Below are 26,500 nucleotides of genomic sequence, written 5' to 3' on the forward strand. Positions count from 1 at the left end.
GCACCACCATGACCACTGTTGATCCGGCTCCCCCGACCACGGTCGATCCGGCTCCCCCGCCACCGTCCATGCGGCTGCGGGAGCTCGCCTTCGGAGCCGCGTGCGCCGCCGCCGTACGCGCGGCCGCCCGCCTGGGCGTGGCGGACGCCCTGGGCGACACGCCCACGCGCGTGGAGGACCTGGCGGCGACGGTGAAGGCCCAGCCGAAGACCCTGCGGCGGCTGCTGCGCGCGCTGTCCTGCCAGGGGGTCTTCACCGAACTCCCGGACGGCACCTTCGCGCACACGGAGATGTCCCGGCTGCTGCGCGAGGACGACCCGCACAGCCTCCGCTACATCGCCCTGTGGTGCACCGAGCCGTGGACGTGGAACGTCTGGCCGAAGCTCGACGAGGCGGTGCGCTCCGGCCGCAACGTCTTCGAGGACGTGTACGAGCGGGAGTTCTTCGACTACCTCAACGAAGAGGCTCCGGAATCGGCGTACGTGTTCAACCGGGCCATGACGACGTCCAGCGAGCAGTCGGCGCGGGACGTGGCGAACCTGCTCGATCTGCGAGGCGTGTCCTCGGTCGCGGACATCGGCGGCGGTCAGGGCCAGGTCCTGGTCAGCCTGCTGGAGAAGCACCCCGGGATGCACGGCACGCTGCTCGACCTGCCGGGAGTGGTGCAGAACGCCGATCCCCGGCTGCACGGCGGCGGTTCGCTGGCCGAGCGGGTGCGCGTCGTGGCCGGGGACTGCCGTGAGGACATCCCGGTCCAGGCGGACCTGTACATCATCAAGAACATCCTGGAGTGGGACGACGACAGCACCCGCAGGGCGCTGGCCAACATCCGCAAGGCGGCGCGGCCCGGTGCCCGCGTCGTCGTCATCGAGAACCTCGTGGACGACACCCCGTCGATGCGGTTCACCACGGCCATGGACCTGCTGCTGCTCCTCAATGTCGGCGGTGCGAAGCACACCCGGCAGAGCATGGTCGACCGGCTGACGGACGCGGGGCTCGTCATCAACGAGTTCCGTCCGGTCAACGCGTATCTGCACGCCTTCGAGTGCACGATCCCCAGCTGATCCGGCCTTTCCGGCGCACCGGGAAAAACCCGAGGCCGCCGGCTCCGCGTCCATCGCGGGGTCGGCGGCCTCGGGTTGTGTCCGGGCGTTCGCCTCAGGAGATGGCGTCCCGCTCCCAGCGGTAGAAGCACTGGGCCATGGCGTCCTTGGGGCTGCGCCACGTCTGCGGGTCGTACGCGCTGACGTACGCCGACAGCTGCTCGCTGACGCTCCGGAACTCGGGGTGCCCGACCACCTTCGCGATGGCGGGCGCCGGGTCCTTGTCGGCTTCGATGAGGTGCATGTACACATCACCGAACTGGAAGAGGCTGCGCCGCTTGACGCCGATCAGGTGCGGCAGTTCACCGCGGTCGGAGGCGGCGAACACATCGGCGATCGCCGGGGCCGAGTCGGGCGCCATGCGCGCGACGATGAGGGCGTGGTGCATCGGATGTCCTTCCTGAGCTCCGGCTGTCAGCCGGGCAACGGCGCGTTCTGACGGTCGCGGGCGACCTTCTCGATCCGGTCCCGGATGAGCTCCATCTGGACGCGGGAGTTGCGGTTGATGTTGTCCGTCATCCAGGCGTCGTCGACCGGGGCCTCGGGCTTCATCGCGAAATCCTGCACCCAGTGCATGTGGGTGCCCTCGGGGGTCTCCTCGTACTCCCACCGGATGTTCATGTGGTCGAAGGGGCCCGTCTCGACGCGGCGGGCGCGGACCGTCCGCCTGACACGGTCCACGGTCCGCTCCGAGACCCAGCTCCAGACCTTGCCGTTCTCGTCCGGGTGCATGGTCAGGCGGAACTTCGTCGTGTCGCCGTCGCGGGAGAGCACCTCCAGGGACGCGTACTCGCTGAAGAGCTGAGGCCAGTTCTCGATGTCGTTGGTCATGTCCCAGACGAGGTCGAGAGGGGCGTCGATGGTGATGCTGTTCTCGGTGTGTCCTGCCACTTCAGGCTCCAGACTTGAGGGTGTTGTTGACGAGGTCGAGGAACTCACGGGGGGTCTTGCAGCGCTCGGCGTCGGGGGGCAGCGGGTGGCTGTACCGGTTCTCCAGCTCACCGACGATGCCGAGCAGGCCGAGGGAGTCGAGGCCGAGGGTGCCGAACGGGGAGTCCGACGACTTCTCGAGGTCCTTGGGATCGACGGAGACACCGGCCGCCTTCTTCATCAGCGAGGCCAGTTCGATGAGGGTCACTTCGGTGGTGATCATGGATCTGTTCTCCTTCCCGCCCGGTCCTATCGGGCGGAGTCACCGCCGCGGCGCACTACCAGCGCCGCGTTGGAGCCCATCAGTCCCCTGCTGAGGACCAGGGCCGTCTGCAGCTCGGCGGGGCGAGCGCTCGACATCACCAGGTCGAGGTCGTGGCAGATGTCGAACACGTTGGGGGTGGGGGGTACCTGACCGTTCTCCATGGCGAGCACCGCGGCCGCGGTGTCCAGCACGGGTGCCCCGCAGTAGGCCCGTCCGATGCCCGTCTTGGGCGCCGTGACGGGGACCCGGGTGCCGTGCTTGCCGAGGGCGTCGGCAATGGCCAGGGCTTCGGCGCGGTCCGCCTCCGGAACGCCCAGGGCGTCGGCGAACACGACGTCGATCTCCTCCGGAGCGCAGCCGGCCTCGTCGAGGGCGCCACGGATCGCGTGGGCGAGACCCTCTCTGGACCGCTCCCAACGGGAGGCTCCGGTGAACGTGGCCCCATGGCCGGCCACGGTGGCCCGGACGGCCGCCCCGCGCTCACGGGCGCGGGTCTCGTCCTCCACGACGAGCATGGCTCCCCCCTCCGCGGGAGCGAAGCCGCAGGCTCCCGCGGTGAAGGGCCGATAGGCCTGACCGGGATCCTCGGCGGTGCTGATCTCGGGGTATCCGAGCTGGCACACCATCGAGTACGGGGCGAGGGGGGCCTCCGCGGATCCGACGACCACCGCGCCGGTGCCGCGCCGTACACCCCGGGCGGCGAGCGCGATGGAGTCCAGGCCACCCGCCTCGTCGCTCGCGACCACGCCACACGGTCCCTTGAAGCCGCCCCGGATGGAGATCTGGCCGGTGCTGGCGGCGTAGAACCAGGCGATGGACTGGTACGGGCCCACGTACCGGGATCCCTGGCCCCACAGCTTCTGGAGCTCGCGCTGTCCGAACTCGCCGCCACCTGATCCGGCGGCGGTGATCACGCCGATGTCGTACGGGTCCGCGGGGTCACCGTGGCCGAGGCCGGCGTCGTCGAGGGCGAGCACGGTCGCTGCCATCGCGAAGTGGCTGAAGCGGTCCGTCTGGACGAGGAACCGCTCCTCGATGAGGGCCGCGGCGTCGAAGGCCCGGACCTCGCCCGCGATACGAAGCGGCAAATGCTCGCATCCCTCGCGGGTGATCCGGTCCAGGACGACGAGGCCTTCTCTGACGGACTTCCAGTACGCGTCGGCGCGCAGTCCGTTGGGCGCGATCACACCGATGCCGGTGATGGCCGCGCGCCGGGGGCGCTGAGTGCGCTGAGTGGTCATCGGTTCCTCCCACCCGGCCCGGTCAGGAGCACCGCGGACTGGAATCCGCCGAATCCGCTGCCCACGGAGAGCACGTTGTTCAGCTTCCGCGGGCGTGCGGTGCGCGGCACGTAGTCCAGGTCGCACTCGGGGTCGGGAGTTTCGTAGTTCGCCGTGGGCGGCACCACTTGGTGCTTCAGGGCGAGGACGCAGGCGACGACCTCGATCGCGCCGATCGCGCCCAGCGAGTGCCCCACCATGGACTTGATGGAGCTCATGGGCGTCTTGTAGGCGTGCTCGCCCAGGGACCGCTTGACCGCGGCGGTCTCGTGCCGGTCGTTCTGTCGGGTGCCCGAGCCGTGCGCGTTGACGTAGTCGATCAGGGTGGGGTCGAGGCGTGCCTGGTCGAGCGTGGTGTCGATCGCCCGGGCCATCTCCAGCCCCTCGCTGGTCAGACCGGTCATGTGGTAGGCGTTGCCGTAGGTGGCGTAGCCGCTTATCTCGCAGTAGATGTGCGCGCCGCGGGCTCGGGCGTGCTCGTACTCCTCCAGGACCAGTACCGCGCCGCCCTCGCCCATGACGAAGCCGTTGCGGTGGACGTCGAAGGGCCGGGAGGCGTGCTCGGGGTCGTCGTTGTCGGGTGAGGTGGCCTTGATGGCGTCGAAGCAGGCCATGGTGATCGGGGATATCGGAGAGTCCGACGCCCCGGCTATGCAGACGTCCGCCCGGCCCTCCTCGATGGTGTGGAAGGCGTAGCCGACCGCGTCGAGTCCGGAGGTGCAGCCGGTGGATACGGTCTGCACGGGTCCCTGGGCACCGAACTCCTCGGCGACGACCGAGGCCAGCGTGCTGGGCGAGAACGCCAGGTGCAGCTGCGGGTCGGCCGCGCGGTGGTCCACGTCCCACCGCCGGCCCCGTTCGCTGACCTGGACGTAGTCGTGTTCCAGGCGGGTGGTGCCGCCGACGGCGCTGCCCAGGGAGACCGCGACCCGCCAGGGGTCCTCCTTGCCGGTGTCGAGTCCGGAGTCGCGGACGGCTTCCCCGGCCGCGACCACGGCGAACTGGATGTACCGATCGGCGTGCCGGCTCAGCTCCGGGTCGAGGCCGTGTGCGAGCGGGTCGAAGTCGCATTCGGCGGCTATGCGGGAACGCAGGCCCGCCGGGTCGAACAGCGAGATGCCGCGGGTCGCGGTGCGGCCGTTGGACAGGAGGTCCCAGAACGCCGTCGCCCCGGTGCCGCCCGGAGCGACCACACCGATACCGGTGACGGCCACCCGCCGGGTCACTTTATGGCCCCACTTCGCTCGGACGGCTGTCCGTGGTCCGGCGCGGACAGGTCCGCCCCGGCGGTGGCGAACTCGGGGCCGGGCGCGGTGTCGTCGGTCACCTCCGTGTCGACGTGGCCGAGGCTCGGACGCGGAGCGAGCGGGCCCAGGTGGAAGACCATGCGGGCTTCCGTGTCGCCGACGTTGCGGAAGCGGTGCCGCATGTTGATCGGGATCAGCAGACCCTGATCGGGCCGCAGGGCGAAGGAGTCGCCGTCCAGGTCCACTTCGAGGGCGCCGTTGACGACGTACACGAACTCCTCGGAGTACGGGTGGTAGTGCTCACCGATGCGCTCGCCGGGCTGGATGAGGGCCAGGCCCATGAAGCCGCTGGTGGACCCCGCGGTGGCGGGCGTGAGCATGGCCCGGATGTCGCCTCCGCGCCTGCGGTTGGGTTCCGTCTCGCTCAGGTCCACGATGCGTGGATGCTTCTTGAACATGCTTGATACCTCCGGGTGGGGCAGTGACGTCCGGGGAGGGAGGGCCGCGGACGGAGCCGCGGCCCTCTGTCAGGAATCCGCCGAGCGGTCGGTGACGGGCATCATGTCGACGTGCGACAGGAGGCGGTTGATGTTGCGTTCCGTCTCCAGGGAGCCCTCGACGCCGATCGCGGCGCCGTCGAGGAGACGCTCCAGCTCCGCGGCCTTCTTCGCGCCCTTGACTCCGAGCGCGGCGACGGGGTCCGCGTCCAGCTCGCCCGTCACGTCGATGAGACGCACCACGATGTCGTCACGCTGGAAGACCGTGCTCCGGTACACCGGGCTCTTCGGGTCCTCCGCCGCGGCTTCGTCCTGGTGGGCGAGCAATCTGGCCAGCTCCATCCCACGGCCTGGCTTGGCCGGGTAGTAGAGCGCGTGGCGGCGCACGTCCTCGGGTTCCTTGCGGCCGGACGTCACGTGGTGCACGGACGGCAGCGCGGCCCGGGTGAAGAAGACCCGCGCCGAGTCGGGGTCCCTCAGGTCCCGGTCCTGCTCCAGGTACGGGTTGATGGCCTCCTCGACCGCCCGTACCTCGGGCTGACGGGCGACGTGACGCAGTGCCGCCATGAGGTCGCCCTCCACCTCCACCGCACGCACGACACGGTTGCCGTGCATGAAGAGGGAGGTGCGCCGCAGCCGCGTGGTGTCGTCGACCTGGGCCTGGGGGGACTCGTACCCGGCGAGGATCTCGGCGACCTTCGACTCGGTACCCGGCTTGACGGTGAAGGTGAGGGCATGGCGTGCCACACCTTCGCCCACCCGGGCCTCGACCTGCATACCCGCCTTGGCCGACTTCTGGGCGTGCGGCTGGGCGGGGCTGGTCTCCCGAAGGATGCTGTAGCGCATCGAGCGGGTGTCCCGGACGCAGTTGTGCATCGGCCGGACCGTCTCGACGTGCTCCTCGCTGTTCACCCATGCGAGGAAGGGCGGGGCGCTCTCCCATTCGCTGGTGATGAGCCACTGCGAGGGGTTCTCGATCGACTGGCACAGCTGGTCGCTGATGTGTCCGGGGACGGACGCGACCTGATTGCGCATGTGCTCGTACGCGTCGAGGAACTGCTCCTGGGCTCCTTCGTACAGGTCGAGCAGCAGGATCACCCGAAGCCTGGAACCGTCGAAGGCCGATTGCGATATACGTCCCGAAGTAGTCATCCGGCACACCTCTTCTCTTCTTCACGGAAGGTCAGGAACGACCGCCGTGTCCCAAAGACCGGGGTCGCCATGTGCCGATCGTTGACTCGACCCCCGAGGCGCGCGAGCCCGCCGGTGCGGACGAGTGAACTGTGTGCCATCCGGGTGCCCGAAGCGCGCGATCCGCTCCGCACAGGGCATGGAAACTGATGGCCGTTCAAAGCGGCCGGCATCCCATACCTGACTCACCTCGCGGGTGACGCTGGAGGCAATCAATGAACCGATTGGAAGAGGCCGGCGAGGTCGGTCAGCACACGCCGGTCCTCATCGTCGGCGGCTCCCTGGTGGGCCTGTCCACCTCGCTGTTCCTGGGCCGACTCGGTGTGCCGCACCTGCTGGTCGAACGCCATTCGGGCACCTCGATCCATCCGCGTGGGCGCGGCAACAACGTGCGCACGATGGAGCTGTTCCGGGTGGCCGGAGTGCAGCGGCGCATCGAGGAGGCCGCTTCGGTCCTGGCGGAGAACCACGGCATCATGCAGACCCCGACACTGGTGGGCGACGCCGGTGAGTGGCTGTTCAAGGAGATCGACCCGGGCGGCGGGCTCGCCCGCTTCAGCCCCGGTGCGTGGTGCCTGTGCAGCCAGAACGACCTGGAGCCGGTGCTGCTGAAGAGCGCCCGGGAGCTGGGCGGAGACCTGCGCTTCTCCACCGAGATGCTGTCGTTCGAGCAGGACGCGCAGGGGATCACCGCGCAGCTCAAGAGCCGGGAGACGGGCGAGCACAGCACCGTCCGCGCGGACTACCTGGTCGCGGCCGACGGCCCGCGCAGCCCGATCCGCGAGCGGCTCGCCATCGGGCAGAGCGGCCCGGGCGACCTGTTCCACAACGTGAGCGTCACGTTCACCTCGCGGGCTCTCGCCGACGTCGTCGGTGACCGGCGCTTCATCGTCTGCTACCTGACCGATCCGGAGGCCGACGGGGCGCTCCTGCCGGTCGACAACAAGGAGCACTGGGTCTTCCACGCGCCCTGGCACCCCGAACACGGCGAAACCCTGGAGGAGTTCACCGACGAGCGGTGCGCGGACCACATCCGACGCGCCGTGGGCGTGGCCGATCTCGATGTGCAGATCACCGGCAGGGCCGCCTGGCACGCCGCCGAGCGGGTCGCCGAACGCTACTCGGACGGCAGGGTGTTCCTGGCCGGCGACTCGGCCCACGAGATGTCCCCCACCGGTGCGTTCGGCTCCAACACCGGTATCCAGGACGGGCACAACCTCGCCTGGAAACTGGCCGCCGTGCTGGGCGGCTGGGCCGGCCCCGGACTGCTGAAGTCCTACGACGCCGAGCGCCGCCCGGTCGCGGAGGCGACCAGCGCCCGCGCCTCGTCGCGTTCGGTCGAGCACAGCCACCCCGGGTACATCCCCGCCCCTGGAGCCGCCGGCCCCGGTGGCAAGAAGGGCGGGATCCTCAACGTGGCGCTGGCCTACCGCTATCCGCGCGGCGCGGTCCTGGGTGCCGACCAGTCGGCGCCGATCGTCCCCGACGGCATGCGCCTGACCGGCGAGCCCGGCAGCCGGGCACCGCACATGTGGCTGAACCGCGCCGGCACCCGGGTTTCCACCCTCGACCTGTACGAGCGGTCCATGGTGCTCCTGACCTCGTCGGACAAGTGGCACAGCGCGGCGAAGGACGTCGCCCAGCGGCTGTCCGTCCCGCTCGACGCGTACCGGATCGGCAGCGGCGCCGACGCGGAGCTCTCCCCCGCGAGCGACACGGACTGGGCGGAGGTGCACGGGGTCACCGAGGACGGAGCGGTGCTGGTCCGCCCCGACGGATTCGTCGCCTGGCGCTCCGAGGGTCCGTCGGCGAGCCCCGAGACGGCACTGAGGGAGGCACTCACGGCGATCCTGGACCGGGGCTGACGGCTCCGGTCACACCGTGATCCCGACGTCCGCGTCGGCGCGGCGCGCCGGTACCCGTTTCGGGCGAGCCGAGGCTCTCACTCGGAACGGGTACCGGACCGCCGGTCCTCCTCGCGTGCGCGGTGAGCCTCCTGACCGCCGTCCAGCCATGCCTTCAGACCACGGTGTCCCCGGTACGTCAGGAGATAGTGGTTGGCGCGGAACAGCGGGCGAAACGGCACCTCGAGCCGGCGGATGAGTGCCTTGCGCGCCACCATGTCCTGCTCGAGGACCGCCCGGCTGCCGGTCCCGTGCGGGCGCACGCTCCACCCCGACACACCCTCCAGGTCCCCGCCGACCACCCCGCGCAACACCCTCGACTCCGTGTCCTCGAACGCGCCGGTGAAGCCCCCCCGTTGGGTGCTACGAGCCTTGGCGCGGGCGGTGGCATGGCCGTGCGCGGCGCGCTGGTCGTCTCCGGCGCGGCCCACGTCGGCAAGACCGCTCTCTTGGACCACACGGCGGCACGTGCCGCGGCCCACGTCCGCATGGAGCGCATCGTTGCCTCGGAGCGCAGCGGTCGGCTGCACACCTCACCAAGCGGGACATCGGCGCCCGCCTGTTCCTCAGCGCGCACACTTGACACGCTGCTGACAGAAGGCAGGCCGGTCGACCTGCTGATCAACAACGCGAGGTGTGCTGCCGCCAGCGAGAGTGGCATGTGCTCCGCGGCGACGCGGCCGCGGCTGTCCACAACCGAACGGATGAGACCCAGGTCACGCGGGGGCGCTGTCACACGTCTTCGGTCACCCCGGTCAATGGTTGTGTATCCACAACACAGCAAGGAGATCACCGTGGAATCGCGTCTCAACTTCTTCGGCCACCCTCTCGCGGGGAAGGTGCTGAAGCACATCAACTCTGCCAACAAGGTGATTGCGGACTCGACACTGCCGGTCGCGACCCAGGAGCTGGTGAAGATCCGCGCCAGCCAGATCAACGGCTGCGGGTTCTGCACCGACATGCACACCAAGGACGCCACGCACGCCGGGGAGACCCCGCAGCGCCTCAACCTGGTCGCGGCCTGGCGGGAGGCCAAGGTGTTCACCGACGCCGAGCGCGCCGCCCTGGAGCTGACGGAACAGGGCACCCGCATCGCCGACGCGGCCGGTGGGGTCACGGACGACGCGTGGGAGAACGCCGCCAAGCACTTCGACGAGGATCAGCTCGCCGCGCTGGTTTCCCTCATCGCTGTCATCAACGCCTACAACCGTGTGAATGTCATCGTCCAGCAGCCGGCCGGCGACTACCAGCCCGGCCAGTTCGGCTGACCGACCCCCGCCCCGCACAGTCCGCCTCCGCGCACCCCGACCCATGGGCGCGGAGACGGACCGCCACCGCGGGCCTGCTCCTGGGCGTCGGCGGAGCCCTTCCTGGCAAACCGGATCGCCCTCTGCGTCTCTGCGGGTTTGGGCGGGTTCTTCAACCACGGGAACCATCCATGAAAGCAGGCGCTGTGACCGATTCGCCTCTCGCGCAACTGCGGCCGATGCCGACCGACTGGCACCGTGCACTGGCCGTGGTGGCCCATCCTGATGATCTCGAGTACGGGTGCTCGGCCGCTGTCGCGTCCTGGATCCAGGACGGCCGTGAGATCGCCTATGTCCTCGCCACCCGCGGCGAAGCGGGCATCGACACGCTGGCACCGGCCGAAGCCGGACCGCTGAGGGAACGGGAGCAGCGTTCCAGTGCCGCCGCCGTCGGGGTCTCCACAGTGGAGTTCCTCGACCACCGGGACGGCACCATCGAGTACGGCATCTCCCTGCGCCGCGACATCGCCGCTGCCGTCCGCCGTCACCGGCCCGAGCTGCTGATCACTTTGAACCACCACGCGACCTGGGGTTCGGGTGTCTGGAACACCCCGGATCACGTGGCCGTCGGGCGCGCCGCCCTTGACGCGGCGGCGGACGCGGGCAACCGCTGGATCTTCCCGGAACTGGCCGAGCAGGAGCTGCGGCCCTGGAACGGCGTGCGATGGGTCGCCGTCGCCAACTCCCCGAACCCCACCCACGCGGTACGTGCGGACCGAGGCCTCGAACAGGCGGTGCTGTCGCTGCTTCAGCACCGTACGTACATCGAGGCATTGAGCGACGAGGATCCCGAGACGTACGCGCGCCGCTTCCTGATGGACAGCACCGGCGAGCACAGTGCGCGGTTCGGCGGGGAGCCGGCCGTCGTCTTCGAATTGTTCAGCCGATGAGCGTGACGTTCACCCCGGGCGCACCGCGCGTGAAGTAAGTGCCCCGTTCGTAGTGCCCGCCGTGGCACACGTTGCTGTCGCGGCCATGTCGGCCGCGTACGGCTGGCAGGCGGCAGGTCAGTCGGTGGGGCGCGGGGCCCGCAGGTGGGCCCGCTTCTCCAATTCCTCCTCGTCGACCAGTTCGAGCATGGGCTTGCCCGGCGCGCACATCATGGTCACGACGAACCGGGTCCGCGCATCGGCCAGCGCGTTGCCGTCCTGGTAGTGGATCGGGTCACCACCCGGTTCCCAGAACGTCCCACCGGCCTCGACCACGCGCTCGGGCTCGCCCTCGAGCTCGAAACGGACCGCGCCCTCGATGACGTACCCGAACGCCGGCCCCGAGTGGCGGTGCGGCGGAGTTCCCGGGTCTCCGGGCTCCCACTCGACGTAAATGGTCATCGCCGAGGCACCCTCCGGGACGGAGATCGGCGCGGCGTCCTGCAGCATCGTCACCGCCGTCTTCCACCCCTCCGACGGTGTCCGCCGGCCGGTCCCGTGCGCTGAGTCCTGGTTCGACACTGTGGTGCACCTCCACGCATCCATCACGCCATGGGATCGGCATACCGTCGGGCCGACGCGTTTTCGCGCATCCAGGTCCCATGGCCGTTTCCCAACTGATGACCAGACATGACCAGACGCACGGTGGATCTGTGACATGAGCGACCGTATCCGACCCTCGGGAGGACCGCTCGGCGGACGGAGGTTGTCGAGCGGTGTCACAACATCGGCGCCAACGCTGTCCTAGGTGTAGTGAGTCCCCTACTCCGTCGTGCGGGTCACACCGTTCTTCGAGTCGGTGGAGGACATGTCGCGATCGGCGACGTACGGCGAGGGCGTGCATGTTGCGCCCGTACTGATGCGATCTGTGTCGACGGACGACATCGCCGCGCTCGCTCATGTCGCCCTGGGAGTGCCGCTGTTCGGCGTGCTCGAGGTCGCCGGCCTGGAGGAGTACCACCTCGAGGGCAAAGCAGGCCGAGCCCGCCGTCCTGGCCGTACGGCACGGGCGCCGATGCGCGCGACAGCGGTGACCATCGCCCGAGGTCGGCAGCCACTCTCCCCTCGCTCAAGATCCTCCGGAGGAGGCGCGCACCGCTGCGGCAGCTTGTAGCATGGTGCTGCACTTCTGGAGGACACCTATGCGCGCCCGGGATGACGCAGACTCTCTCGACCAGGCAACGAGGGAATTCATGGCGGCGCGTCCCCACCTCTTCGGCATCGCCTACCGCGTGCTGGGGAGTGTCGTCGAAGCCGAGGACATCGTCCAGGACGCGTGGCTGCGCTGGCAGAACACCGACCGTGCCGACATCGTGGAGCCGACCGCGTTTCTGGCCACGGTCACTTCCCGTCTGGCGATCAACCTGGCCCAGTCGGCACCGAAGCGCCGTGAGTCGTACGTCGGGCCGTGGCTGCCGGAGCCGGTCGACACACGTGTGGATCCGCAGCTGGGTGCGGAACGAGCGGAGGCGCTCGACCTGGCGGTTCTTCACCTCATGGAGAGATTGAACCCTGTGGAACGAGCTGCCTACGTTCTGCGGGAAGCCTTCGACTACCCGTACAAGCAGATCGCGGACATGTTGGAGACGAGCGAAGCCAATACGCGCCAGTTGGTGAGCCGTGCCCGGAAACGTCTGTCGGCGGAACGCAAGGAGCCCGTGAGTCCTGCCGCTCACCGGCGGCTGCTGGAGGTGTTCCTCTCCGCAGCGCAGACCGGCAACCTGTCGGTCCTCGAGGACGTTCTCACTGAGGACGTGGTCAGCTACAGCGACGGCGGAGGGATTCGCGGAGCATCCAGGATTCCGGTCGTCGGACGTTCTCATGTCTCCAGGTACCTCGCCGCCTTCGCCCCACGCTTCTGGCCTCAGGCGGACGTTCGCTGGGTGGAGGCCAACGGCATGCCGGCCGTCCTTGTCTCGGCCGATGGACACAGCGTGGCTCTGCTGTGCGTCGATGTGTCGGAGCGCGGCATCGAACGCCTCATGTGGGTCATGAATCCGGCGAAACTGGAACCCTACGTGGCCTCGCTGGACAGCTGAGGCAACTCGGCGGTCCGTGCTGCGCCTGGACTGCCCGCAGGCGTCACAAGAGGAGCGACTTGTCGGTCAACTCGTTGTCCGGAATCTCGGATTCTCTGAGACGCGAAGGTAGCTCACCAACATGACGCTTTCCGCAGTTGCCTCTCCCCGCCCGTCCCTGTCCTGGAGCACTGACGGAGTCGCGTGGTGAACGACCAGTTCCGGTTGCCCGGTCTGTCCACCGACAAGGACTTCGAGGGCGATTCCTTCGCACCGCTCTACACCACGACGGTCACGGTGAGCGGTGGGACAGCGGCTCATGGCCGAGCCTCCGGGAGGGCCCGCTCGGACGACGGAGTCCTGGATCTCGACCTGCGCATGCCTGCCGAACTGGGCGGAGACGACCACGGAACGAATCCCGAGCAGTTGTTCGCCGCCGGCTTCGCGGCCTGCTTCCATGGCGCCGTCACCCTCGTGGCACGACAGGCCGCGCTCGACCCCACCCCGATCTCCGTCGAGGCGACCGTGGCGTTCGGGCGGGATCCGGAAGACGGCGGCTATGTGCTGCATGTCGACCTGGTGGTCACATGGCCGGACATCGATCCCGAGGTCGCCGCTCCCGTTCTGGAGAAGGCGGATTCGCTGTGCCCCTACGCGAGGATGGCACGGCAGGGAACGCCGACCACCATCACGCTGGCGGCAGCTGAACGACCAGACGGTGATCGCCCTCGATGACCAGGGGTTCGCCACTCCGTGGGGTTGACGTACAGCGTCTCATTGCCCTCGTAGATCAGCGCTCGGCCGACTTGCGGCGTGCCGTCTTCCGGCAGGAGATATGACCAAGAGACCCATGGTGTTGTGACAGCCGCCGCGCGTTCTGGTGGGCGACCGGTTCGATGCGACTCGGACATGGTTCTGGACCGCGTCCCGCCATGACATCTCGATGGCGCCGAGCGTGTCACAGATACCTCGGCGCCCCGGTCGTAGTGAGTGACAACCTTGGCGATCGGAGTAGACCGTGGCTATCACCGAACAACGTCTTGCCACCATGGTGCTGGTGATCGGCACCGGAGGAGCCGGGCTGCGAGCGGCGATCGAGCTGGCTGAGGCCGGCGTCGACGTCCTGGCGGTCGGCAAGCGTCCGAAGGAGGACGCGCATACCGCGCTCGCAGCCGGGGGAATCAATGCGGCGCTGGCCACCATGGATCCCGAGGACAGCTGGCAGCAGCACGCCGCCGACACTCTCAAGGAGAGTTATCTGCTGGCCGACCCTCGCACGGTCGAGATCGTCACCCAGGGCGCCGCCCGAGGCATCGAGGACCTGGACCGCTACGGCATGGCCTTCGCCCGGGAAGAGGACGGCCGGATCTCCCAGCGCTTCTTCGGCGCGCACAAGTTCCGGCGGACCGCCTTCGCCGGTGACTACACCGGTCTGGAGATCCAGCGCACGCTGCTCAGGCGGGCGGACCAGCTCGACATTCCGGTGCTCGACGGCGTCTACATCACCCGGCTCCTGGTACACGACGGCACTGTCTTCGGCGCCTACGGGTTCGACCTCGCGAACGGAAAGCGCTACCTGATCCACGCGGACGCGGTCATTCTTGCCGCGGGCGGCCATACGCGTATCTGGCGGCGTACCTCCTCACGGCGCGACGAGAACACGGGTGATTCCTTCCGCCTGGCGGTGGAGGCCGGAGCCCGCCTGCGCGACGCCGAGCTGGTGCAGTTCCATCCTTCAGGGATCATCGAGCCGGAGAACGCGGCCGGAACCCTGGTCAGCGAGGCCGCCCGGGGTGAGGGCGGGATCCTGCGCAACGCGCTCGGGGAACGGTTCATGAGCCGTTACGACCCCGTCCGGATGGAGCTGTCCACCCGCGACCGCGTGGCGCTGGCCTCCTACACGGAGATCAAGGAAGGGCGCGGCACGCCCAAGGGAGGCGTGTGGCTCGACGTCTCGCACCTGCCACGGCAGACGATCATGACGCGGCTGCCCCGGGTCTACCAGACGCTTCTGGACCTGCAAATGCTGGACATCACCCGCGAACCGATCGAGATCGCTCCCACCGCGCACTACTCGATGGGCGGGGTGTGGGTACGTCCGGAGGACCACAGCACCGATGTGCGTGGCCTGTACGCCATCGGTGAGGCGTCGAGCGGGCTGCACGGCGCCAATCGCCTCGGCGGGAACAGTCTCATCGAGCTGCTGGTCTTCGGCCGCATCACGGGCCGGGCGGCGGCCGCCTACTCTCAGTCGCTGACCGCACAGCCGCGGTCGGCGTCGGCCATCGCGGAGGCCCGCGCGGAGATCGACGATCTTCTCGCCGCCGACGGACCGGAGAACGTCCGTGCCCTGCAGCGCGCCATCCGCAACACCATGACCGAGCATGCGGGAGTCGTACGCGACGAAGAGGGCCTGCGCGCCGGGCTGGCGGAGCTCTCGGTGATCGAGAAGAGGATGGCGGACATCGGCGTCCACCCGGACATCGCCGGCTATCAGGACCTCGCGCACACCTTTGATCTCAAATCCGCCGCCCTGGCGGCCCGGGCCACTCTCGAGGCGGCTCTGGAACGTCGTGAGACGCGTGGCTGTCACAACCGCAGCGACTACCCCGAACAGGATCCCGCCCTGCAGGTCAATCTCGTGTGGTCCCCGACGACGGGCATCACTCGCGAAAGCATTCCGGCCGTCCCGGACGAGATTTCCGCGCTGATGGAGGAGGTCTCGACCGACGGAAAGCTTGCCGAATGACCGGCCCCGTCCAACCGGGCCGCTGAGGGCTGACAGGGGCAATCTTCTCGATTCCTCCGAACCAGCTGTCACAAAGAGAGCCGCTGCCCTGTCTCTTCTGATGCAGACGAAATTTGTTCGGGTGCCGGTGAGCAGCTCGTCACAGGGTGCGCGCCGCACCAGGAAGACTTCCGAGAGGATCCGTCATGAAGGTCGTAGTGATCGGTGGAACCGGGCTCATCGGCTCGCATCTGGTCGGCAAGCTCAACGAGCACGGGCACGACGCGGTCGCGGCCTCGCCCAACACCGGTGTCAACACCCTGACGGGCGAGGGTCTGGCCGAGGTCCTGGAGGGCGCCTCGGTCGTCGTCGACGTGTCCAACTCCCCCTCCTTCGAGGACGAGGCCGTCATGGACTTCTTCCGCACCTCCACGGCCAACCTCCTGAAGGCGGAGGCCGACGCCGGCGTGCAGCACCACGTGGCGCTGTCCGTGGTCGGCACCGAGCGTCTCCAGGACAGTGGCTACTTCCGCGCCAAGCAGGTCCAGGAGGAGCTGATCAAGGCGTCCGGCGCCCCCTTCTCCATCGTCCACGCCACCCAGTTCTTCGAGTTCATGAAGGGGATCGCCGACTCGGCCACTGACGGCGACACCGTGCGTCTTTCTCCCGGCAAGATCCAGCCCATCTACTCCGGCGACGTGGCCGCTGCCGTCGGCCGCACCGCCGTCGGCACTCCGGTCAACGGCGTGGTGGAGGTCGCGGGCCCCGAGGCGTTCCAGCTCGAGGAGTTCATCCGCACGGGGCTCGCCGCCACGAACGATCCCCGCGCGGTGGTCACGGACGCGCACGCGACGTACTGGGGTGTCGCACTGGAGGAGACCACGCTTCTGCCGGGCCCCGACGCGCACATCGCCGAAACCCGTTTCACCGACTGGCTCGCACAGCAGCAGTAGGTCCCACTGGTGGCCCCTGTCAGCGGGCGGGGGCCACCTCTTTTCTCCGGCCACGGGTCACGGGTCACGGGCCCGGCTTCCGCGTTCACGACAGGAAGCACGGGAGCCGCGATTTCTGCGCGACTCAACATGGCGATTCGGCTCCTTCATGGAAGTCCGGCACTGCGGCGACGACCGGTTCCGTATGGCCGGACACCTTCGGATCAAGAACCTCGAATGGAGCAGACAGCGTCCTGCTCCTCGGACACCGCTTCCGGGGTCGCGCGGCTGTCCACCGATTCCGGGAGCCAGGGACCGGCGCCGGACTCTCGACACCTCCGGGCGGACTGGACCACATTGATGGCCCGACGAACGGTTGTCGTCCCGAGCAGCGCCAACGGGCGCAGCACGACCGTGCGGTCCGTACCCTGCCACCGCAGCCAGGTCTCCTGGATGACGTCTTCGGCGTCGCTCGCGTTTCCGAGTATCTGCGCAGTCTTCCCGGGCCTCAACGCGACGCCCACTGCACGGCGTTCGGGCCGCAAAGCGGCGATGCGCCTGATCGGTTCCTCGTGGGCGTGGCCGCGTTGAGCCTGCTCGCGGAATCGACCGTGCTGGTCTTCGCCGTCAGCCCACTTCCGGCGAGGTTCTTGCCGGCCTTCCCGAACTGCTCGTCGCGGGGCTCGCCGCGAGCGACTCCCTCGAACCGTCTGAACTCCCAGTCGCCGCGGAGGGCGGTACGCAGGGCGTGAATGACCTGCTCGACCGCGGCGGTTGGGGACTGCGCGGGCCGGATGGGGGTGAGCATCATGAAGTCGTGCGGGGTGCCGTTGACGCGGATACTCGTGGTGGGAACGCCGACCTGGGTCAGCTTGCGGGCATACACCTCACCCTCGTCCCGCAGCACGTCGTTCTCGTCGACGATGACGAGCGCGGGCGGCAGTCCCAGAACCAGGCCATCGCCTTGGCCATGAGTGTCAGCGCCGCGGTCATGGTGCCGGTGCCGCCGACGGAGTCACCCGCGACGGCCGGACGGGAGGCGTCCAGACCTTCCTCCGCACCCTTCGCGGTGATCCAGCGAGCGGTCGCGTACGCCTGCTCGATGGCGACGGGGTACCGGGCCTCGGGCGAACGGGCGTACTCGACGAACACCACAGCGGCATTCGCCCTGACGGCCGGCTCGCGCACCGGGCGGTCGTGAGTGCCGGCATTGCCGACGACCCGACCGCCGCCGTGCACGTAGAGGACAACCGGCAGCGTGCCCCGGCTGCCGACGGGCTTGACGATGCGTACCCGCGCATCGCCGACCTCGGCGGTCACCGTGATCCACTTCTCGTCCACGTCGGGCTTTTCCACGGGCGCCGCCTGCAGGTCGTCCAGGACCTTCCGGGCACCCTCCGGGCCGAGTGCGTAGAGGAACAGCGGGTTGCTCGTCGCGTCCGCGAGCTTCTGCGCTTCCGGTTCAAGAACGCCTGTACGCGTATCAGGGCCGGTGACTGCTGGTGATCTCCTGGTACTCACGCGCGGTCGGCTTGGTGATCTGCGTGCCCTCGCCGTAGAAGTTCCGGCTGAGCACGGCACGCAGGCGGCGCGCGAAGCGGAATCCGCCGTCCGGGCCTTCCCCGTCGGCCGCGGGACCGGGACCGATCGCCTGGTATTGCTCGTGCTGTGTGAGGACGTGGAGTCGGTCTTGACCGAGCGGCTCGTGCACCTCGATGAATGCGCCGTTCGGCAAACGCTTGATGATGCCGGTCTCACGGCCGTGCAGCACTTTGTCCCGGTCTTGCCGCTGCAGGCCGAGTGCCCACCGCTTCGTTATGACATAAGCCGTGGGAGGCACGATGACAAGACTGACGCGCACGGCCCACGTCACTGATTCGACCGAGACATGGAAGCGGATGGCGATGATGTCGTTCGCGGCGCCGATCAAAGCCACCAGATAGAAACTGATCCACGAGACACCAAGTGCCGTTCGCACCGGGCGGTTGCGCGGTCTGTCGAGAAGGTACTGCTCGCGGCCGTCACCGGTCACCCAGGCTTCGACGAACGGATACACGCCCATGGCGAGGAAGAGACCCACGCCCACCGACAGCGGGATCAGGTTGTCCAGAGCCAGAGTGTGGCCCCAGAAGGTGATTTCCCAGCCGGGCATGACCCGCAAGAGACCGTCCGCAACGCCCATGTACCAGTCGGGCTGCGATCCGGCCGAAACCTGGTCGGCCCGGTAGGGGCCGTACCGCCAGACGGGGTTGATCTGTGCGACCGCCGCGGCGGCGAAGATGACGCCGGCGACCAGGAAGAAGAATCCTGTGGACTTCACGGCACGCACCTTGAGCGGCAGACCCACGACGTTCTTGTTGCTCCGCCCCGGACCTGGATACTGCGTGTGCCTGTGGTGGAGGGCCAGGATCAGGTGAGCGGCAAGCAGTCCCACCATGAGGGCGGGGATGAGCAGAACGTGGATGGTGTTGAAGCGCGCCACCAGATCCTCTCCCGGGAACTCGCCTCCGAAGAGGAACAAGGAAAGGTACGTTCCGACGATCGGGACGGAAAGGATCGTTCCGTTCACGACCGCGAGTCCGGTCCCGGACAACAGGTCATCCGGAAGGTCGTACCCCGTCAGACCACCGAACATCCCGAGGATCAGCAGCAGGAATCCGAAGATCCAGTTGAGTTCGCGAGGCTTACGGAAGGCACCTGTGAAGAACACACGCATCATGTGGACGAGCATGGCGGCGACAAAGACCAGCGCGGCCCAGTGGTGGGCCTGCCGGATCAGGAGGCCGCCACGGACATCGAAGGAGATGCGCATCGTCGAATTGAATGCCTCCGACACCCTTTGACCGCGCAGCGGTGAGTAGCTGCCGTTGTACTCCACCACGTTCATGGATGGGTGGAAGAACAGCGTCAGATATATACCCGTGACGATGACGATGACGAAGCTGTAGAGGCTGATCTCTCCCAGCGTGAACGACCAGTGGTCCGGAAACGCTCTTCGCGCCTTTTCCCTCACCAGACCGTAGAGACCCAGGCGCCCATCAGCCCATTCCGCTATCCGCTCGCCTTTATGTCGTGGCCGTACTTCGTTTTCCTGACTCGCGCCACCCACACCCCTACCACCATTCCTTGAATTGTCCGAAAGAGCCGCTTCGGTCTGCCCGTGTCATGCCGCCGTGACGACCGTGTCCTTCGTCCGACGGACCTCGCGTCGGCTCACCGCCCGGCGTTCGCTCTCCGTCATGCCACCCCAGATGCCGTCCACCTGTCCCGTCTGCACGGCCCAGCTGAGGCACTGCTGCGCGACAGGGCAACGGCCACAGACGGCCTTGGCCTCGTCGATCTGCACAAGCGTCGGGCCGCTGTTGCCTACGGGGAAGAACAGATCAGGGTCCACACGTAGGCAAGCTGCCCGTTCATGCCAATACACGGTGGGCCTCCTCGTTCAGCGGTCATGGAAAGAACACCTCCGAGTACGTGAAGAGTGGTACCGGACGCTGTCACATAAGACCGGACAACCGGCGCGTGTGTGACACGCCGCCGAGTTCAGCCGTCACTGCAGGTCGTGATCCACAGGAGCGCGCTGTCACAAGACCCTTGTGTGCCTGGTCAATCGGAATGAGTCGAGACGACGAAAGGCTCGATCGGCCGGGGTTGCGTGGGAGGAGGGATGACGTATGGACGAGGCCGACGTGGTGTCGATCGCGGAGTTGCTGGACGAGCGTCGATATCTCCTGGATGTGGCTTTCTGGATGTTGGGAAGTGCCGGTGAGGCGGAGTGTGTGGTCGATGAGGTCTACCGCCGGTGGTACGGGTTGTCGGGTGCGGCGCGCCGGGAGATCGCGCGGCCACGGTCCTGGCTTGCGAGGAGTACGGGCAGGAGTTGCCTGACCCGGCTTGCCCTGGTCGAGCGGTCCGGTGACACCGCTTTCGAGGCGGGGGCCGAGGAGGTCGAGGCGGACGTGGGGGTGGAGGTGAGTCGGGTTCTGCTGGACGCGTTGGGTTGCCTGTCGCCGGACGAGCGGGCCCGCGCCAGCCTTCGGGTGCGGCGTTCGGATCCCGTAGCGCCGTGGGAGCACGATGTCCTGGTCCGCGGGGTGGGTCGGGCCTGCCTCGGCGGAGATACCGGGCATTTGATGTCACTGTTGTGTCCGGACGTCACGGCGTTCTTCGACGGCGGAGGCAAGTTGCGGGCGTTGACCAGGCCGGTGCACGGGAGTCGGCAGGTGGCGCGGAGTCTGGTGACGTTGCTGGCCCGCCGGCCGCGCCTCGCTCTGACGGCTCAGTCCGTCAACGGTCGTACCGGCCTGGTCGCCCGTTACGGCCGTCAGGTCGCCGCGGTCATCAGCCTCGACGTAGCCGACCACTGTGTCGTACAGGTGTGGGTCATCCTCAACCCCGACAAACTACGCTCCTGGAACCGGCCTTGAGCCATGCGGTTGCCGCACTCACACTCCACCCGGCGCAGGCCTGAGGGGAGTTGTGGAGCGGGACCGTGAACTGAGGAACGCGGCGATCTTTCCTGGGTTGAACACCCACATCACCTTGTAGATGCCTTCCCTCTCCGCCGCTATGGTCATGAACGTGGAGGGCTCGCCCTCTCGGTGGATCATCGCGCCCATACGGCCGTTGGCAGCGACGAACTCGACACCCACGTTCCCCCAGAACCGCGGATACGCGGTCGCCAGATTGGCCACGCGGGCACGGCCCAGCAGGGGCACACGAGCGACGCCCCGGATACCGTTCCCGTCCGACAGACTGACTGCATCGGGGGTGAGCAGAGCTTCCAGCGACGCCACGTCCCCCGTTCGAGCCGCGGAGACGAAGGCGTTCAGAAGACGCCGGTGCTCGACCGTGTCCACGCTCTCCCGCTGCTCGTCCGACAGATGCCTGCGAGCACGGCTCACGATCTTCCGTACATTGACGAGACTGAGCTGAAGCATGTGAGCGATCTCGGGATAGCTGTAGTCGAATGCCTCGCGCAGTACGTATGCGGCACGCTCGGTGGGGTTCAGCTTCTCCAACACCAGCAGCAGAGCCAGTTCCAGGGCCTCGGCGCGCTGCGCGCCCACCTCCGGGTCCGAGCTCGTGTCGATGGGCTCCGGCAGCCACGGTCCGATGTAGGTCTCCCGCCGCACGCGCGCCGACTGCGCGACGTTGATGGCCAGTCGGGTCGCAGTGCTCGACAGGAAGGCCACCGGGCTCACCACCACCGAGCGCTCGGTCCTCTGCCAACGCAGCCACACTTCCTGGACCACGTCCTCGGCCTCGGCCGCGCTGCCGAGTACACGGTAGGCGATACCGAAGAGACGTGCCCTGTGCTGCACAAAGACCGAAACAGCCTCGTCAAGGTCACTGGCCCTGGGGGACGGCTCGTCTTGCATGATCCTCGGTCTCCGTTCCTCCGCCTGCGGCTGTCCACTGTCGGGGCCACGTGGCTGTCGCAGGTCACGACTGCTCCCATCGCATCCCCTTCATAGACCGAGGTGAGCCCGTCCCTGTGACAGGACTGGGCAGGGAAATACCGGCCGGCCGATGTCGGAGCAGCCGGCCTCGGGTGGAGACACGGTGCTTTCGCGGCCCATGACACAACCGTGTGATCAAACCCACGCGGCGCTCAACATCGAGATCACCGCTGAGGGACTTCAAGAGGAACTGGCCCGCCTGGAGCTTCAGAAGGAGGCGTTGGAAAGGGAATTGGCCGCGGTCGTGGCGCATCTCGGCTCGGTGCGGCGGACCCTCAGCGCCTTCGAGCCGCTGCTGCGTGCCCCGGCCGCCCCGCAGGCAGCCGTCCCCTCCCCCGAGTCCACGGACGCCGCGACCCCCTCCGCGGCACCCACCGCTCGGAAGGCCAGGAGCGGCAAGACCACCGAACGTCCCGTTTCCACCGATACCGACACGGACACGGACGGGCCGAAGCAGTACGGCAAGCTCACCGAACAGATCATGGAGTACTTCACCGAAGTCGGCGACCGCGACGTGCGGGCCCGCGATGTCGCCGCGGCTCTCGGCCGTGACAGCGACAGCGACAGCGACAGCGGGAGCATCAACGCGGTCCGCAGCACACTCGATCGCCTTGTCGGCACGTACCGCGTCCAGCGAACCGGCCGAGGCCTCTACCGCGCCCCGCGTTCCTGAGCGGTGTCCCGCGGGTCGCAGCGCAGGGCGGCGGTGGTCAGCCCGACGTCCCCAAGATCACGGCGACGCACACCGTGGTCATTGCCACGGTGACCAGGACCATGGCTATCAGCGTTCCCCGCAGCCATCGGCCGAAGCGGATGTGATGTTGCCCTTCCACCACGCTGATGCGAGCGGCAATGTGATCAGTCACCATGCCGGCAACGTATTTTTGCTCTTCGAGATACCACCGCTCGATATCCCTCTTCTGCCCATCGGTCAGCCCCTCCGTTCGCGCGGTGAAATCTGCCACGCGCCGATGAGCCGCTTCGAGATGCGCCTGTCGGTAGAGGAAGTTTTCGATGTCGTTCAGACCGCGTGCGGCCGCCTTGCTCGCGTCCATGGCGTACCTCCAGAAGAGGGTTAAGAGGACCAGTCACCGCGATACGGAGTCGGGCAGGTGGTTGCGCCAATCCCAGTAGTGGACGCGCGATACACGCGGGAGTCGGTGAGTACACGACGGCGGCCTCGTGCCCGTGGTCTCTGACCCTTGCAGCGGTCTCGACCCCCATGCGCCCACCGTCGTCGACCACGACACCTTCATGGGGGACTCTTTCCCTCTTGCTGCCGTCACTTCACATGGACGGGACAGCTCATCCATCTGTGACATCCGCCGTTGGGAGCCGTTCGATCAACGGCCCGTTGTTCCTTCATACGGCCGCGTTGTCACTCGCCCGGCTCTCGCCGGAACGCTCCGGATTCGCGCTCGTGACGAACGCGTCCCGGGGGTGCTGCACGGAGGCGAGGGAGACAAGATCCCGGCCGAACACGGCAGCGGTGAGCCAGACCGTGAGAACCCGGATCTTGCGCTCCCAGGAAGGCACGGCCAGGACGTGATAGCCCCGGTGCATCAGCCAGGCGGGAAGTCCCTTGACGACAAGGCTCTTGTACTGGAAGACGCCCTGCCCCAGCCCCAGTGTCGCCACCACTCCGAGACTGCTGTGGCGGTAGTTTCGGATCCTTCCCCCGTGCAGGTCGGCCGCGATGTTCTTGGCAAGGAGCCTGCCCTGCCGCACGGCATGCTGGGCGTTCGGTACCGTGCGAGCCTCCGGCACGGGCGAGGCCAGATCGGGAACGGCCGCGTCGTCACCGGCCGCCCACACATCCGGCACAGGCTCGCTGTCGGTGCCGACTCGAAGGTCGGGCCGGACCACGAGCAGTCCCCGCTCGTCGACCGGGAGATCGGTGTGGTTGTGCACGACGGGGTTCGAGGCGTTGCCGGCAGCCCAGACGATCAGCGCCGAGTCGAACTCCTCGCCGTTGGAGAGCACGACGTGCCCGTCTGCGGCGGAGACCAGTTGTGTGTTCAGGTGGACGTGCGCGCCACGGCGTTCCAAGGAGCGCACCACCCAAGCGCCGGGCTTGTCGCCCACCTCGGGAAGGATGCGGCCGCGAGCCTCCACCAAGTGGAAGGACAGGTCGTCGATGCTCAGCTCCGGATACGACCTGAGCATCGCCGTCGCCAGGGACAGCAGTTCACCGAAGCCTTCGACGCCGGAGAACCCGCCGCCCACGAACGTGACGGTGAGCAGCCTCCGCCGCTCGGCGCCGGGCTGCAGTGACGCTGCTTGATCGAATGCCGTCATGAGGCGATCGCGGATGGCCACCGCCTCCTCCACGTGCTTCAGGCCGATCGCCTGCTGTGCAAGCCCGGGGATGGGGAAGGTGCGGGTCACGGCGCCGGCGGTGACCACGAGGATGTCGTAACTCAGTTCGTGGTCGGCTCCGTTCGCAGGTCGGACGACGACCTTCCGGTCCGCGTCACGGATCTCGATCGCGCTCCCCGCGATCAGCCGGGTGTGGCGCAGATGCCGCCGCAAGGACACCGCGGCATGACGCGCTTCGACCGATCCGGCCGTCACCTCCGGCAGAAAGGGCTGATAGGTCATGTAGGGACGGGGATCGACAACCGTCACCCGAGCCTCACCCGCGCGCAGCCTCTTCTCCAGACCCCATGCCGTGTAGAAGCCCGCGTAGCCGCCACCGATGATCACAATCTCACGCATGATTCCCTCTGCCTGTTGGTCGACACCACATGGGTCGACACCACATAGACAGGGCGGGGCAGGCTCGTGTGACAGACGACGGTGGCGCACAGCCGGCATGGATCCGCTGCGAGGACGAAACGGGCGTGCCGGCCGTCCGTACCGTCGGCGAGCTGGAGGCTCTGCTCCGCCAGCAGCTCAAGGCGGTGCAGCACCGTGCCGATGAGCGGCACGCTCGACCCGAAGCCGGAGAATTCCACGCGAAAAGGGCCCCCACAGGCTCTCGCCTGCGAAGACCCTTCGCACCGTCGGGACGACAGGATTTGAACCTGCGACCCCTTGACCCCCAGTCAAGTGCGCTACCAAGCTGCGCCACGTCCCGGTGCGTTCACCCGCGGTGTTCCGCGTGATCCTGCAGGTAAACCCTACCGCACGTGAGGGGGCGGGCCCGCACACGTGGAGGTACGGCGGGTGCGGGGGTGCCGGGCGCGGTGCGCGCCGCGTTCGCCGGACCTACATCTTGCCGTCGGCGAGCTTCCACTCCCGGTGCAGTGTGCCCAGGGGGATGGCGTGCTGGATGACGGGGGTGCCGAAAATGGCCAGCTGGATCTGGAGGGTGCCGCTCAGGTCGAGGCCGCCGTAGAGGGCCCAGGAACCACTCGCCGCGACGTCGGACTTGGCTCCGGAGCCGACCGGGGTGGTCGCGGTGACCGTGCCCGCGGCCTCACCGCGCAGGTAGGGGGCCAGGTCGGCGGTGACGCCCACGGCGCCGTACAGGCCGACGGTGGCCTGTGCGCCGAGGGCCGCCTTCACGCTTCCGGCGGTCGTGACGGACGTACGGACCGGAGAGCTGTCCATGTGGGACTCGTTGACCGGTGTCCAGCCGGCCGCCGTGCCGAAGGTGCCGCCCGCCTTGAAGTCGCCCTTGAGGTCCTGTTCGACGTCGACGGTGACCCGGCCGTCGCCGCTGATCTCGAAGTAGCAGGTCAGGTCGAGGTTCACGACGACGGGGACGGGGCCGACCTGCAGGACCGGGTCGGCGTGCAGCTTCGCGAACGGCAGCCGGACCGGCTTGGCGGTGGCACCGGCACGCCCCTTGAGCGCCCACTGCGAGGTCCAGTCGCCGGAGACACCGAGGTAGGCCGCCCCCGGTCCGGAAGCGGTGGAAGCGGTGGAAGCGGTGGAACCGGTCGAGGCGGTCGAGGTCGTCGAGGCGGCGGAGGCTCCGCCTCCGTAGGAGAAGTCCACCTCGGGCTTGACCTGGACGAAGCCGGACACGGATGCGGCCGCCGAGGCCGGTGCCCCCTCGGCCGTGGCGACCTTCGTCGCGACATCGACCCGCAGGCTGCCCAGCGGGACCTTCGTCCCCTCGGGACCGGAGTGGATGTCTCCCGTCTTCGCCCAGGAGACCTTCACGTCGGGCAGCAGCCGCTCGACGTCGAAGGAGGCGGGGTCGACCGGGACGGTGCCCTTCGCGTCGTCGTCGCCCAGCAGCGCGTCCAGGGTCGTCGGCGCGGTCTGGACCTCGGTGCCGTCGGCCGTCTCACCGATCACCTTGGTGACCTTGGCGAGGAGTCCGTCAGGGGCGCCGGGCGCGGGGGCACTGGCGATGACGTCGCCGACGGCGGTACGGCCCGGCGTCGCGGTGCCTGCGGGGGTCGGGGTCCCGGTCGGGGACGGCGACGAAGTCCCCTTGCCGACCGTGGATATGACGGCTCGTCGGGTGTGGCTGTCGTACGACTTCACCTTGAGCGAGCTCTTGCGGGCCTTCGCGCCGGCCGAACCGGGGCGCGCGACGGCGGTCGAGGTGGCAGCCGCCGCGGGGGCGGCGGCGACAGCGAGCGGTTGGTCGCCGTTCGCGGTCGCGGTCGCGGATGTGCCGGCGTCCGGGGTCCGTGCGGCGGCGGAGCTCTGGCCGGGGTCCGCGGAGCAGCCGGCGGCGAGGAAGAGGGCGGAGGCGGCGAGCGCGGGCACGAGGGCGCGCGAGGGCCGCTTGCGGATGCGCAAGAT

At 68.3% G+C, this 26,500-nt stretch carries 28 protein-coding genes, 1 tRNA gene and 1 pseudogene; 11 read left to right on the top strand and 19 right to left on the bottom strand.

Annotated elements, in window-relative coordinates; translation table 11 throughout:
* Nucleotides 1–8 precede the first annotated feature (8 nt).
* Nucleotides 9–1,064, top strand: a complete 1,056-nt coding sequence (locus tag AQJ27_RS02710) for a methyltransferase (protein WP_067361007.1) — start codon at nucleotides 9–11, stop codon at nucleotides 1,062–1,064.
* A gap of 94 nt (nucleotides 1,065–1,158) precedes the next feature.
* Here AQJ27_RS02710 and AQJ27_RS02715 read toward each other — a convergent pair whose 3' ends face one another.
* The 7 genes from AQJ27_RS02715 to AQJ27_RS02745 all read right to left on the bottom strand — a co-directional run bounded on the left by AQJ27_RS02715 (nucleotide 1,159) and on the right by AQJ27_RS02745 (nucleotide 6,474).
* Nucleotides 1,159–1,491, bottom strand: coding sequence for a TcmI family type II polyketide cyclase (locus AQJ27_RS02715; RefSeq protein ID WP_067361010.1), 333 nt, complete (start codon nucleotides 1,489–1,491; stop codon nucleotides 1,159–1,161).
* A gap of 26 nt (nucleotides 1,492–1,517) precedes the next feature.
* Nucleotides 1,518–1,994: an SRPBCC family protein gene (locus AQJ27_RS02720; RefSeq protein ID WP_067361014.1), complete on the bottom strand. Its 477-nt coding sequence runs from the start codon at nucleotides 1,992–1,994 to the stop codon at nucleotides 1,518–1,520.
* A 1-nt stretch (nucleotide 1,995) separates the two neighbouring features.
* Nucleotides 1,996–2,256, bottom strand: a complete 261-nt coding sequence (locus tag AQJ27_RS02725; protein WP_067361017.1) for a phosphopantetheine-binding protein — start codon at nucleotides 2,254–2,256, stop codon at nucleotides 1,996–1,998.
* 26 nt (nucleotides 2,257–2,282) lie between these two features.
* Entirely contained in the window at nucleotides 2,283–3,539 is a 1,257-nt protein-coding gene (locus AQJ27_RS02730; protein WP_067361020.1) for a ketosynthase chain-length factor, read from the bottom strand.
* Nucleotides 3,536–4,804, bottom strand: a complete 1,269-nt coding sequence (locus AQJ27_RS02735; RefSeq protein ID WP_067361023.1) for a beta-ketoacyl-[acyl-carrier-protein] synthase family protein — start codon at nucleotides 4,802–4,804, stop codon at nucleotides 3,536–3,538. The genes AQJ27_RS02730 and AQJ27_RS02735 overlap by 4 nt, the downstream gene beginning before the upstream one ends.
* The gene (locus AQJ27_RS02740) at nucleotides 4,801–5,283 is read right to left on the bottom strand and encodes a cupin domain-containing protein (protein WP_054232643.1); all 483 of its coding nucleotides are present in this window, start codon (nucleotides 5,281–5,283) and stop codon (nucleotides 4,801–4,803) included. Before AQJ27_RS02740 ends, AQJ27_RS02735 begins: the two co-directional genes overlap by 4 nt.
* A gap of 69 nt (nucleotides 5,284–5,352) precedes the next feature.
* Nucleotides 5,353–6,474 (bottom strand): SchA/CurD-like domain-containing protein, encoded by a 1,122-nt coding sequence (locus tag AQJ27_RS02745; RefSeq protein WP_067361027.1) that lies wholly within the window; start codon nucleotides 6,472–6,474, stop codon nucleotides 5,353–5,355.
* A 254-nt stretch (nucleotides 6,475–6,728) separates the two neighbouring features.
* Between AQJ27_RS02745 and AQJ27_RS02750 the strand changes: the two genes are divergently transcribed.
* Nucleotides 6,729–8,378, top strand: a complete 1,650-nt coding sequence (locus tag AQJ27_RS02750; RefSeq protein WP_067361029.1) for an FAD-dependent oxidoreductase — start codon at nucleotides 6,729–6,731, stop codon at nucleotides 8,376–8,378.
* 77 nt (nucleotides 8,379–8,455) lie between these two features.
* Here AQJ27_RS02750 and AQJ27_RS02755 read toward each other — a convergent pair whose 3' ends face one another.
* On the bottom strand, nucleotides 8,456–8,875 hold the full coding sequence (locus AQJ27_RS02755; RefSeq protein ID WP_159064316.1) for an SRPBCC family protein: 420 nt from the start codon (nucleotides 8,873–8,875) through the stop codon (nucleotides 8,456–8,458).
* Between the two features lie 336 nt (nucleotides 8,876–9,211).
* Between AQJ27_RS02755 and AQJ27_RS02760 the strand changes: the two genes are divergently transcribed.
* Together AQJ27_RS02760 and AQJ27_RS02765 are read left to right on the top strand one after the other, a co-directional pair.
* Nucleotides 9,212–9,685, top strand: coding sequence for a carboxymuconolactone decarboxylase family protein (locus AQJ27_RS02760; RefSeq protein WP_067361035.1), 474 nt, complete (start codon nucleotides 9,212–9,214; stop codon nucleotides 9,683–9,685).
* Between the two features lie 170 nt (nucleotides 9,686–9,855).
* On the top strand, nucleotides 9,856–10,614 hold the full coding sequence (locus AQJ27_RS02765; protein WP_425275179.1) for a PIG-L deacetylase family protein: 759 nt from the start codon (nucleotides 9,856–9,858) through the stop codon (nucleotides 10,612–10,614).
* 117 nt (nucleotides 10,615–10,731) lie between these two features.
* Here AQJ27_RS02765 and AQJ27_RS02770 read toward each other — a convergent pair whose 3' ends face one another.
* Nucleotides 10,732–11,103: a cupin domain-containing protein gene (locus tag AQJ27_RS02770; RefSeq protein WP_079064811.1), complete on the bottom strand. Its 372-nt coding sequence runs from the start codon at nucleotides 11,101–11,103 to the stop codon at nucleotides 10,732–10,734.
* A 322-nt stretch (nucleotides 11,104–11,425) separates the two neighbouring features.
* Here AQJ27_RS02770 and AQJ27_RS56260 point away from each other — a divergent pair, with 322 nt between their 5' ends.
* From AQJ27_RS56260 to AQJ27_RS02790, 5 genes are all read left to right on the top strand, one after another.
* On the top strand, nucleotides 11,426–11,767 hold the full coding sequence (locus AQJ27_RS56260; protein WP_159064317.1) for a hypothetical protein: 342 nt from the start codon (nucleotides 11,426–11,428) through the stop codon (nucleotides 11,765–11,767).
* Between the two features lie 28 nt (nucleotides 11,768–11,795).
* The gene (locus AQJ27_RS02775; RefSeq protein ID WP_067361044.1) at nucleotides 11,796–12,692 is read left to right on the top strand and encodes an RNA polymerase sigma-70 factor; all 897 of its coding nucleotides are present in this window, start codon (nucleotides 11,796–11,798) and stop codon (nucleotides 12,690–12,692) included.
* Nucleotides 12,693–12,878: 186 nt separating this feature from the next.
* Nucleotides 12,879–13,406, top strand: a complete 528-nt coding sequence (locus tag AQJ27_RS02780) for an Ohr family peroxiredoxin (RefSeq protein WP_067362663.1) — start codon at nucleotides 12,879–12,881, stop codon at nucleotides 13,404–13,406.
* A 313-nt stretch (nucleotides 13,407–13,719) separates the two neighbouring features.
* On the top strand, nucleotides 13,720–15,420 hold the full coding sequence (locus AQJ27_RS02785) for an FAD-dependent oxidoreductase (protein WP_067361047.1): 1,701 nt from the start codon (nucleotides 13,720–13,722) through the stop codon (nucleotides 15,418–15,420).
* A gap of 185 nt (nucleotides 15,421–15,605) precedes the next feature.
* Nucleotides 15,606–16,352: an SDR family oxidoreductase gene (locus tag AQJ27_RS02790; RefSeq protein WP_067361050.1), complete on the top strand. Its 747-nt coding sequence runs from the start codon at nucleotides 15,606–15,608 to the stop codon at nucleotides 16,350–16,352.
* Nucleotides 16,353–16,555: 203 nt separating this feature from the next.
* On the opposite strand, the gene AQJ27_RS51715 is transcribed toward AQJ27_RS02790, so the two are convergent.
* The 4 genes and pseudogenes from AQJ27_RS51715 to AQJ27_RS02815 all read right to left on the bottom strand — a co-directional run bounded on the left by AQJ27_RS51715 (nucleotide 16,556) and on the right by AQJ27_RS02815 (nucleotide 19,758).
* Entirely contained in the window at nucleotides 16,556–16,855 is a 300-nt protein-coding gene (locus AQJ27_RS51715; protein WP_067361053.1) for a sigma factor, read from the bottom strand.
* A gap of 197 nt (nucleotides 16,856–17,052) precedes the next feature.
* Nucleotides 17,053–17,852 (bottom strand): annotated as a pseudogene (locus AQJ27_RS51720) (alpha/beta hydrolase); the annotation flags it as partial.
* Complete coding sequence (gene qcrB / locus AQJ27_RS02810; protein ID WP_067361062.1) at nucleotides 17,815–19,440, bottom strand: cytochrome bc1 complex cytochrome b subunit; 1,626 nt, start codon at nucleotides 19,438–19,440, stop codon at nucleotides 17,815–17,817. The gene qcrB and the pseudogene AQJ27_RS51720, both read right to left, overlap by 38 nt.
* Before the next feature lie 54 nt (nucleotides 19,441–19,494).
* Nucleotides 19,495–19,758 carry a WhiB family transcriptional regulator gene (locus AQJ27_RS02815; protein WP_067361065.1) on the bottom strand — a complete coding sequence of 88 codons (264 nt, stop codon included), beginning with the start codon at nucleotides 19,756–19,758 and terminating at the stop codon, nucleotides 19,495–19,497.
* 247 nt (nucleotides 19,759–20,005) lie between these two features.
* Here AQJ27_RS02815 and AQJ27_RS02820 point away from each other — a divergent pair, with 247 nt between their 5' ends.
* Complete coding sequence (locus AQJ27_RS02820) at nucleotides 20,006–20,758, top strand: sigma-70 family RNA polymerase sigma factor family protein (RefSeq protein WP_067361068.1); 753 nt, start codon at nucleotides 20,006–20,008, stop codon at nucleotides 20,756–20,758.
* Nucleotides 20,759–20,776: 18 nt separating this feature from the next.
* Here AQJ27_RS02820 and AQJ27_RS02825 read toward each other — a convergent pair whose 3' ends face one another.
* Nucleotides 20,777–21,712: a sigma-70 family RNA polymerase sigma factor gene (locus tag AQJ27_RS02825; RefSeq protein WP_067361071.1), complete on the bottom strand. Its 936-nt coding sequence runs from the start codon at nucleotides 21,710–21,712 to the stop codon at nucleotides 20,777–20,779.
* A gap of 199 nt (nucleotides 21,713–21,911) precedes the next feature.
* Here AQJ27_RS02825 and AQJ27_RS02830 point away from each other — a divergent pair, with 199 nt between their 5' ends.
* Nucleotides 21,912–22,466 (top strand): hypothetical protein, encoded by a 555-nt coding sequence (locus AQJ27_RS02830; RefSeq protein ID WP_067361074.1) that lies wholly within the window; start codon nucleotides 21,912–21,914, stop codon nucleotides 22,464–22,466.
* Between the two features lie 37 nt (nucleotides 22,467–22,503).
* Here the strand turns inward: AQJ27_RS02830 and AQJ27_RS02835 are convergent, their stop codons facing one another.
* The 5 genes from AQJ27_RS02835 to AQJ27_RS02855 all read right to left on the bottom strand — a co-directional run bounded on the left by AQJ27_RS02835 (nucleotide 22,504) and on the right by AQJ27_RS02855 (nucleotide 26,491).
* Nucleotides 22,504–22,848, bottom strand: coding sequence for a hypothetical protein (locus AQJ27_RS02835; RefSeq protein WP_067361077.1), 345 nt, complete (start codon nucleotides 22,846–22,848; stop codon nucleotides 22,504–22,506).
* 307 nt (nucleotides 22,849–23,155) lie between these two features.
* On the bottom strand, nucleotides 23,156–24,511 hold the full coding sequence (locus AQJ27_RS02840) for an NAD(P)/FAD-dependent oxidoreductase (protein WP_067361080.1): 1,356 nt from the start codon (nucleotides 24,509–24,511) through the stop codon (nucleotides 23,156–23,158).
* Nucleotides 24,496–24,750, bottom strand: coding sequence for a hypothetical protein (locus tag AQJ27_RS57835; RefSeq protein WP_067361082.1), 255 nt, complete (start codon nucleotides 24,748–24,750; stop codon nucleotides 24,496–24,498). The genes AQJ27_RS02840 and AQJ27_RS57835 overlap by 16 nt, the downstream gene beginning before the upstream one ends.
* A 48-nt stretch (nucleotides 24,751–24,798) precedes the next feature.
* A tRNA-Pro gene (locus AQJ27_RS02850) sits at nucleotides 24,799–24,872 on the bottom strand.
* 131 nt (nucleotides 24,873–25,003) lie between these two features.
* Nucleotides 25,004–26,491: a hypothetical protein gene (locus AQJ27_RS02855; RefSeq protein WP_201264253.1), complete on the bottom strand. Its 1,488-nt coding sequence runs from the start codon at nucleotides 26,489–26,491 to the stop codon at nucleotides 25,004–25,006.
* Nucleotides 26,492–26,500: the final 9 nt, after the last annotated feature.

The organism is Streptomyces olivochromogenes, assembly GCF_001514115.1.
Taxonomy (GTDB): domain Bacteria; phylum Actinomycetota; class Actinomycetes; order Streptomycetales; family Streptomycetaceae; genus Streptomyces; species Streptomyces olivochromogenes.

Coding starts and splice junctions, on each gene's coding strand:
- AQJ27_RS02770 (WP_079064811.1), bottom strand. CDS start 11,103: ATGCTGCAGGACGCCGCGCCGATCTCCGTCCCGGAGGGTGCCTCGGCG.
- AQJ27_RS02775 (WP_067361044.1), top strand. CDS start 11,796: ATGCGCGCCCGGGATGACGCAGACTCTCTCGACCAGGCAACGAGGGAA.
- AQJ27_RS02750 (WP_067361029.1), top strand. CDS start 6,729: ATGAACCGATTGGAAGAGGCCGGCGAGGTCGGTCAGCACACGCCGGTC.
- AQJ27_RS02820 (WP_067361068.1), top strand. CDS start 20,006: ATGGACGAGGCCGACGTGGTGTCGATCGCGGAGTTGCTGGACGAGCGT.
- AQJ27_RS02715 (WP_067361010.1), bottom strand. CDS start 1,491: ATGCACCACGCCCTCATCGTCGCGCGCATGGCGCCCGACTCGGCCCCG.
- AQJ27_RS02730 (WP_067361020.1), bottom strand. CDS start 3,539: ATGACCACTCAGCGCACTCAGCGCCCCCGGCGCGCGGCCATCACCGGC.
- AQJ27_RS02765 (WP_425275179.1), top strand. CDS start 9,856: ATGAAAGCAGGCGCTGTGACCGATTCGCCTCTCGCGCAACTGCGGCCG.
- AQJ27_RS02840 (WP_067361080.1), bottom strand. CDS start 24,511: ATGCGTGAGATTGTGATCATCGGTGGCGGCTACGCGGGCTTCTACACG.
- AQJ27_RS02785 (WP_067361047.1), top strand. CDS start 13,720: ATGGTGCTGGTGATCGGCACCGGAGGAGCCGGGCTGCGAGCGGCGATC.
- AQJ27_RS02725 (WP_067361017.1), bottom strand. CDS start 2,256: ATGATCACCACCGAAGTGACCCTCATCGAACTGGCCTCGCTGATGAAG.
- AQJ27_RS02830 (WP_067361074.1), top strand. CDS start 21,912: ATGACACAACCGTGTGATCAAACCCACGCGGCGCTCAACATCGAGATC.
- AQJ27_RS02710 (WP_067361007.1), top strand. CDS start 9: ATGACCACTGTTGATCCGGCTCCCCCGACCACGGTCGATCCGGCTCCC.
- AQJ27_RS02745 (WP_067361027.1), bottom strand. CDS start 6,474: ATGACTACTTCGGGACGTATATCGCAATCGGCCTTCGACGGTTCCAGG.
- AQJ27_RS02740 (WP_054232643.1), bottom strand. CDS start 5,283: ATGTTCAAGAAGCATCCACGCATCGTGGACCTGAGCGAGACGGAACCC.
- AQJ27_RS02835 (WP_067361077.1), bottom strand. CDS start 22,848: ATGGACGCGAGCAAGGCGGCCGCACGCGGTCTGAACGACATCGAAAAC.
- AQJ27_RS02825 (WP_067361071.1), bottom strand. CDS start 21,712: ATGCAAGACGAGCCGTCCCCCAGGGCCAGTGACCTTGACGAGGCTGTT.
- AQJ27_RS02790 (WP_067361050.1), top strand. CDS start 15,606: ATGAAGGTCGTAGTGATCGGTGGAACCGGGCTCATCGGCTCGCATCTG.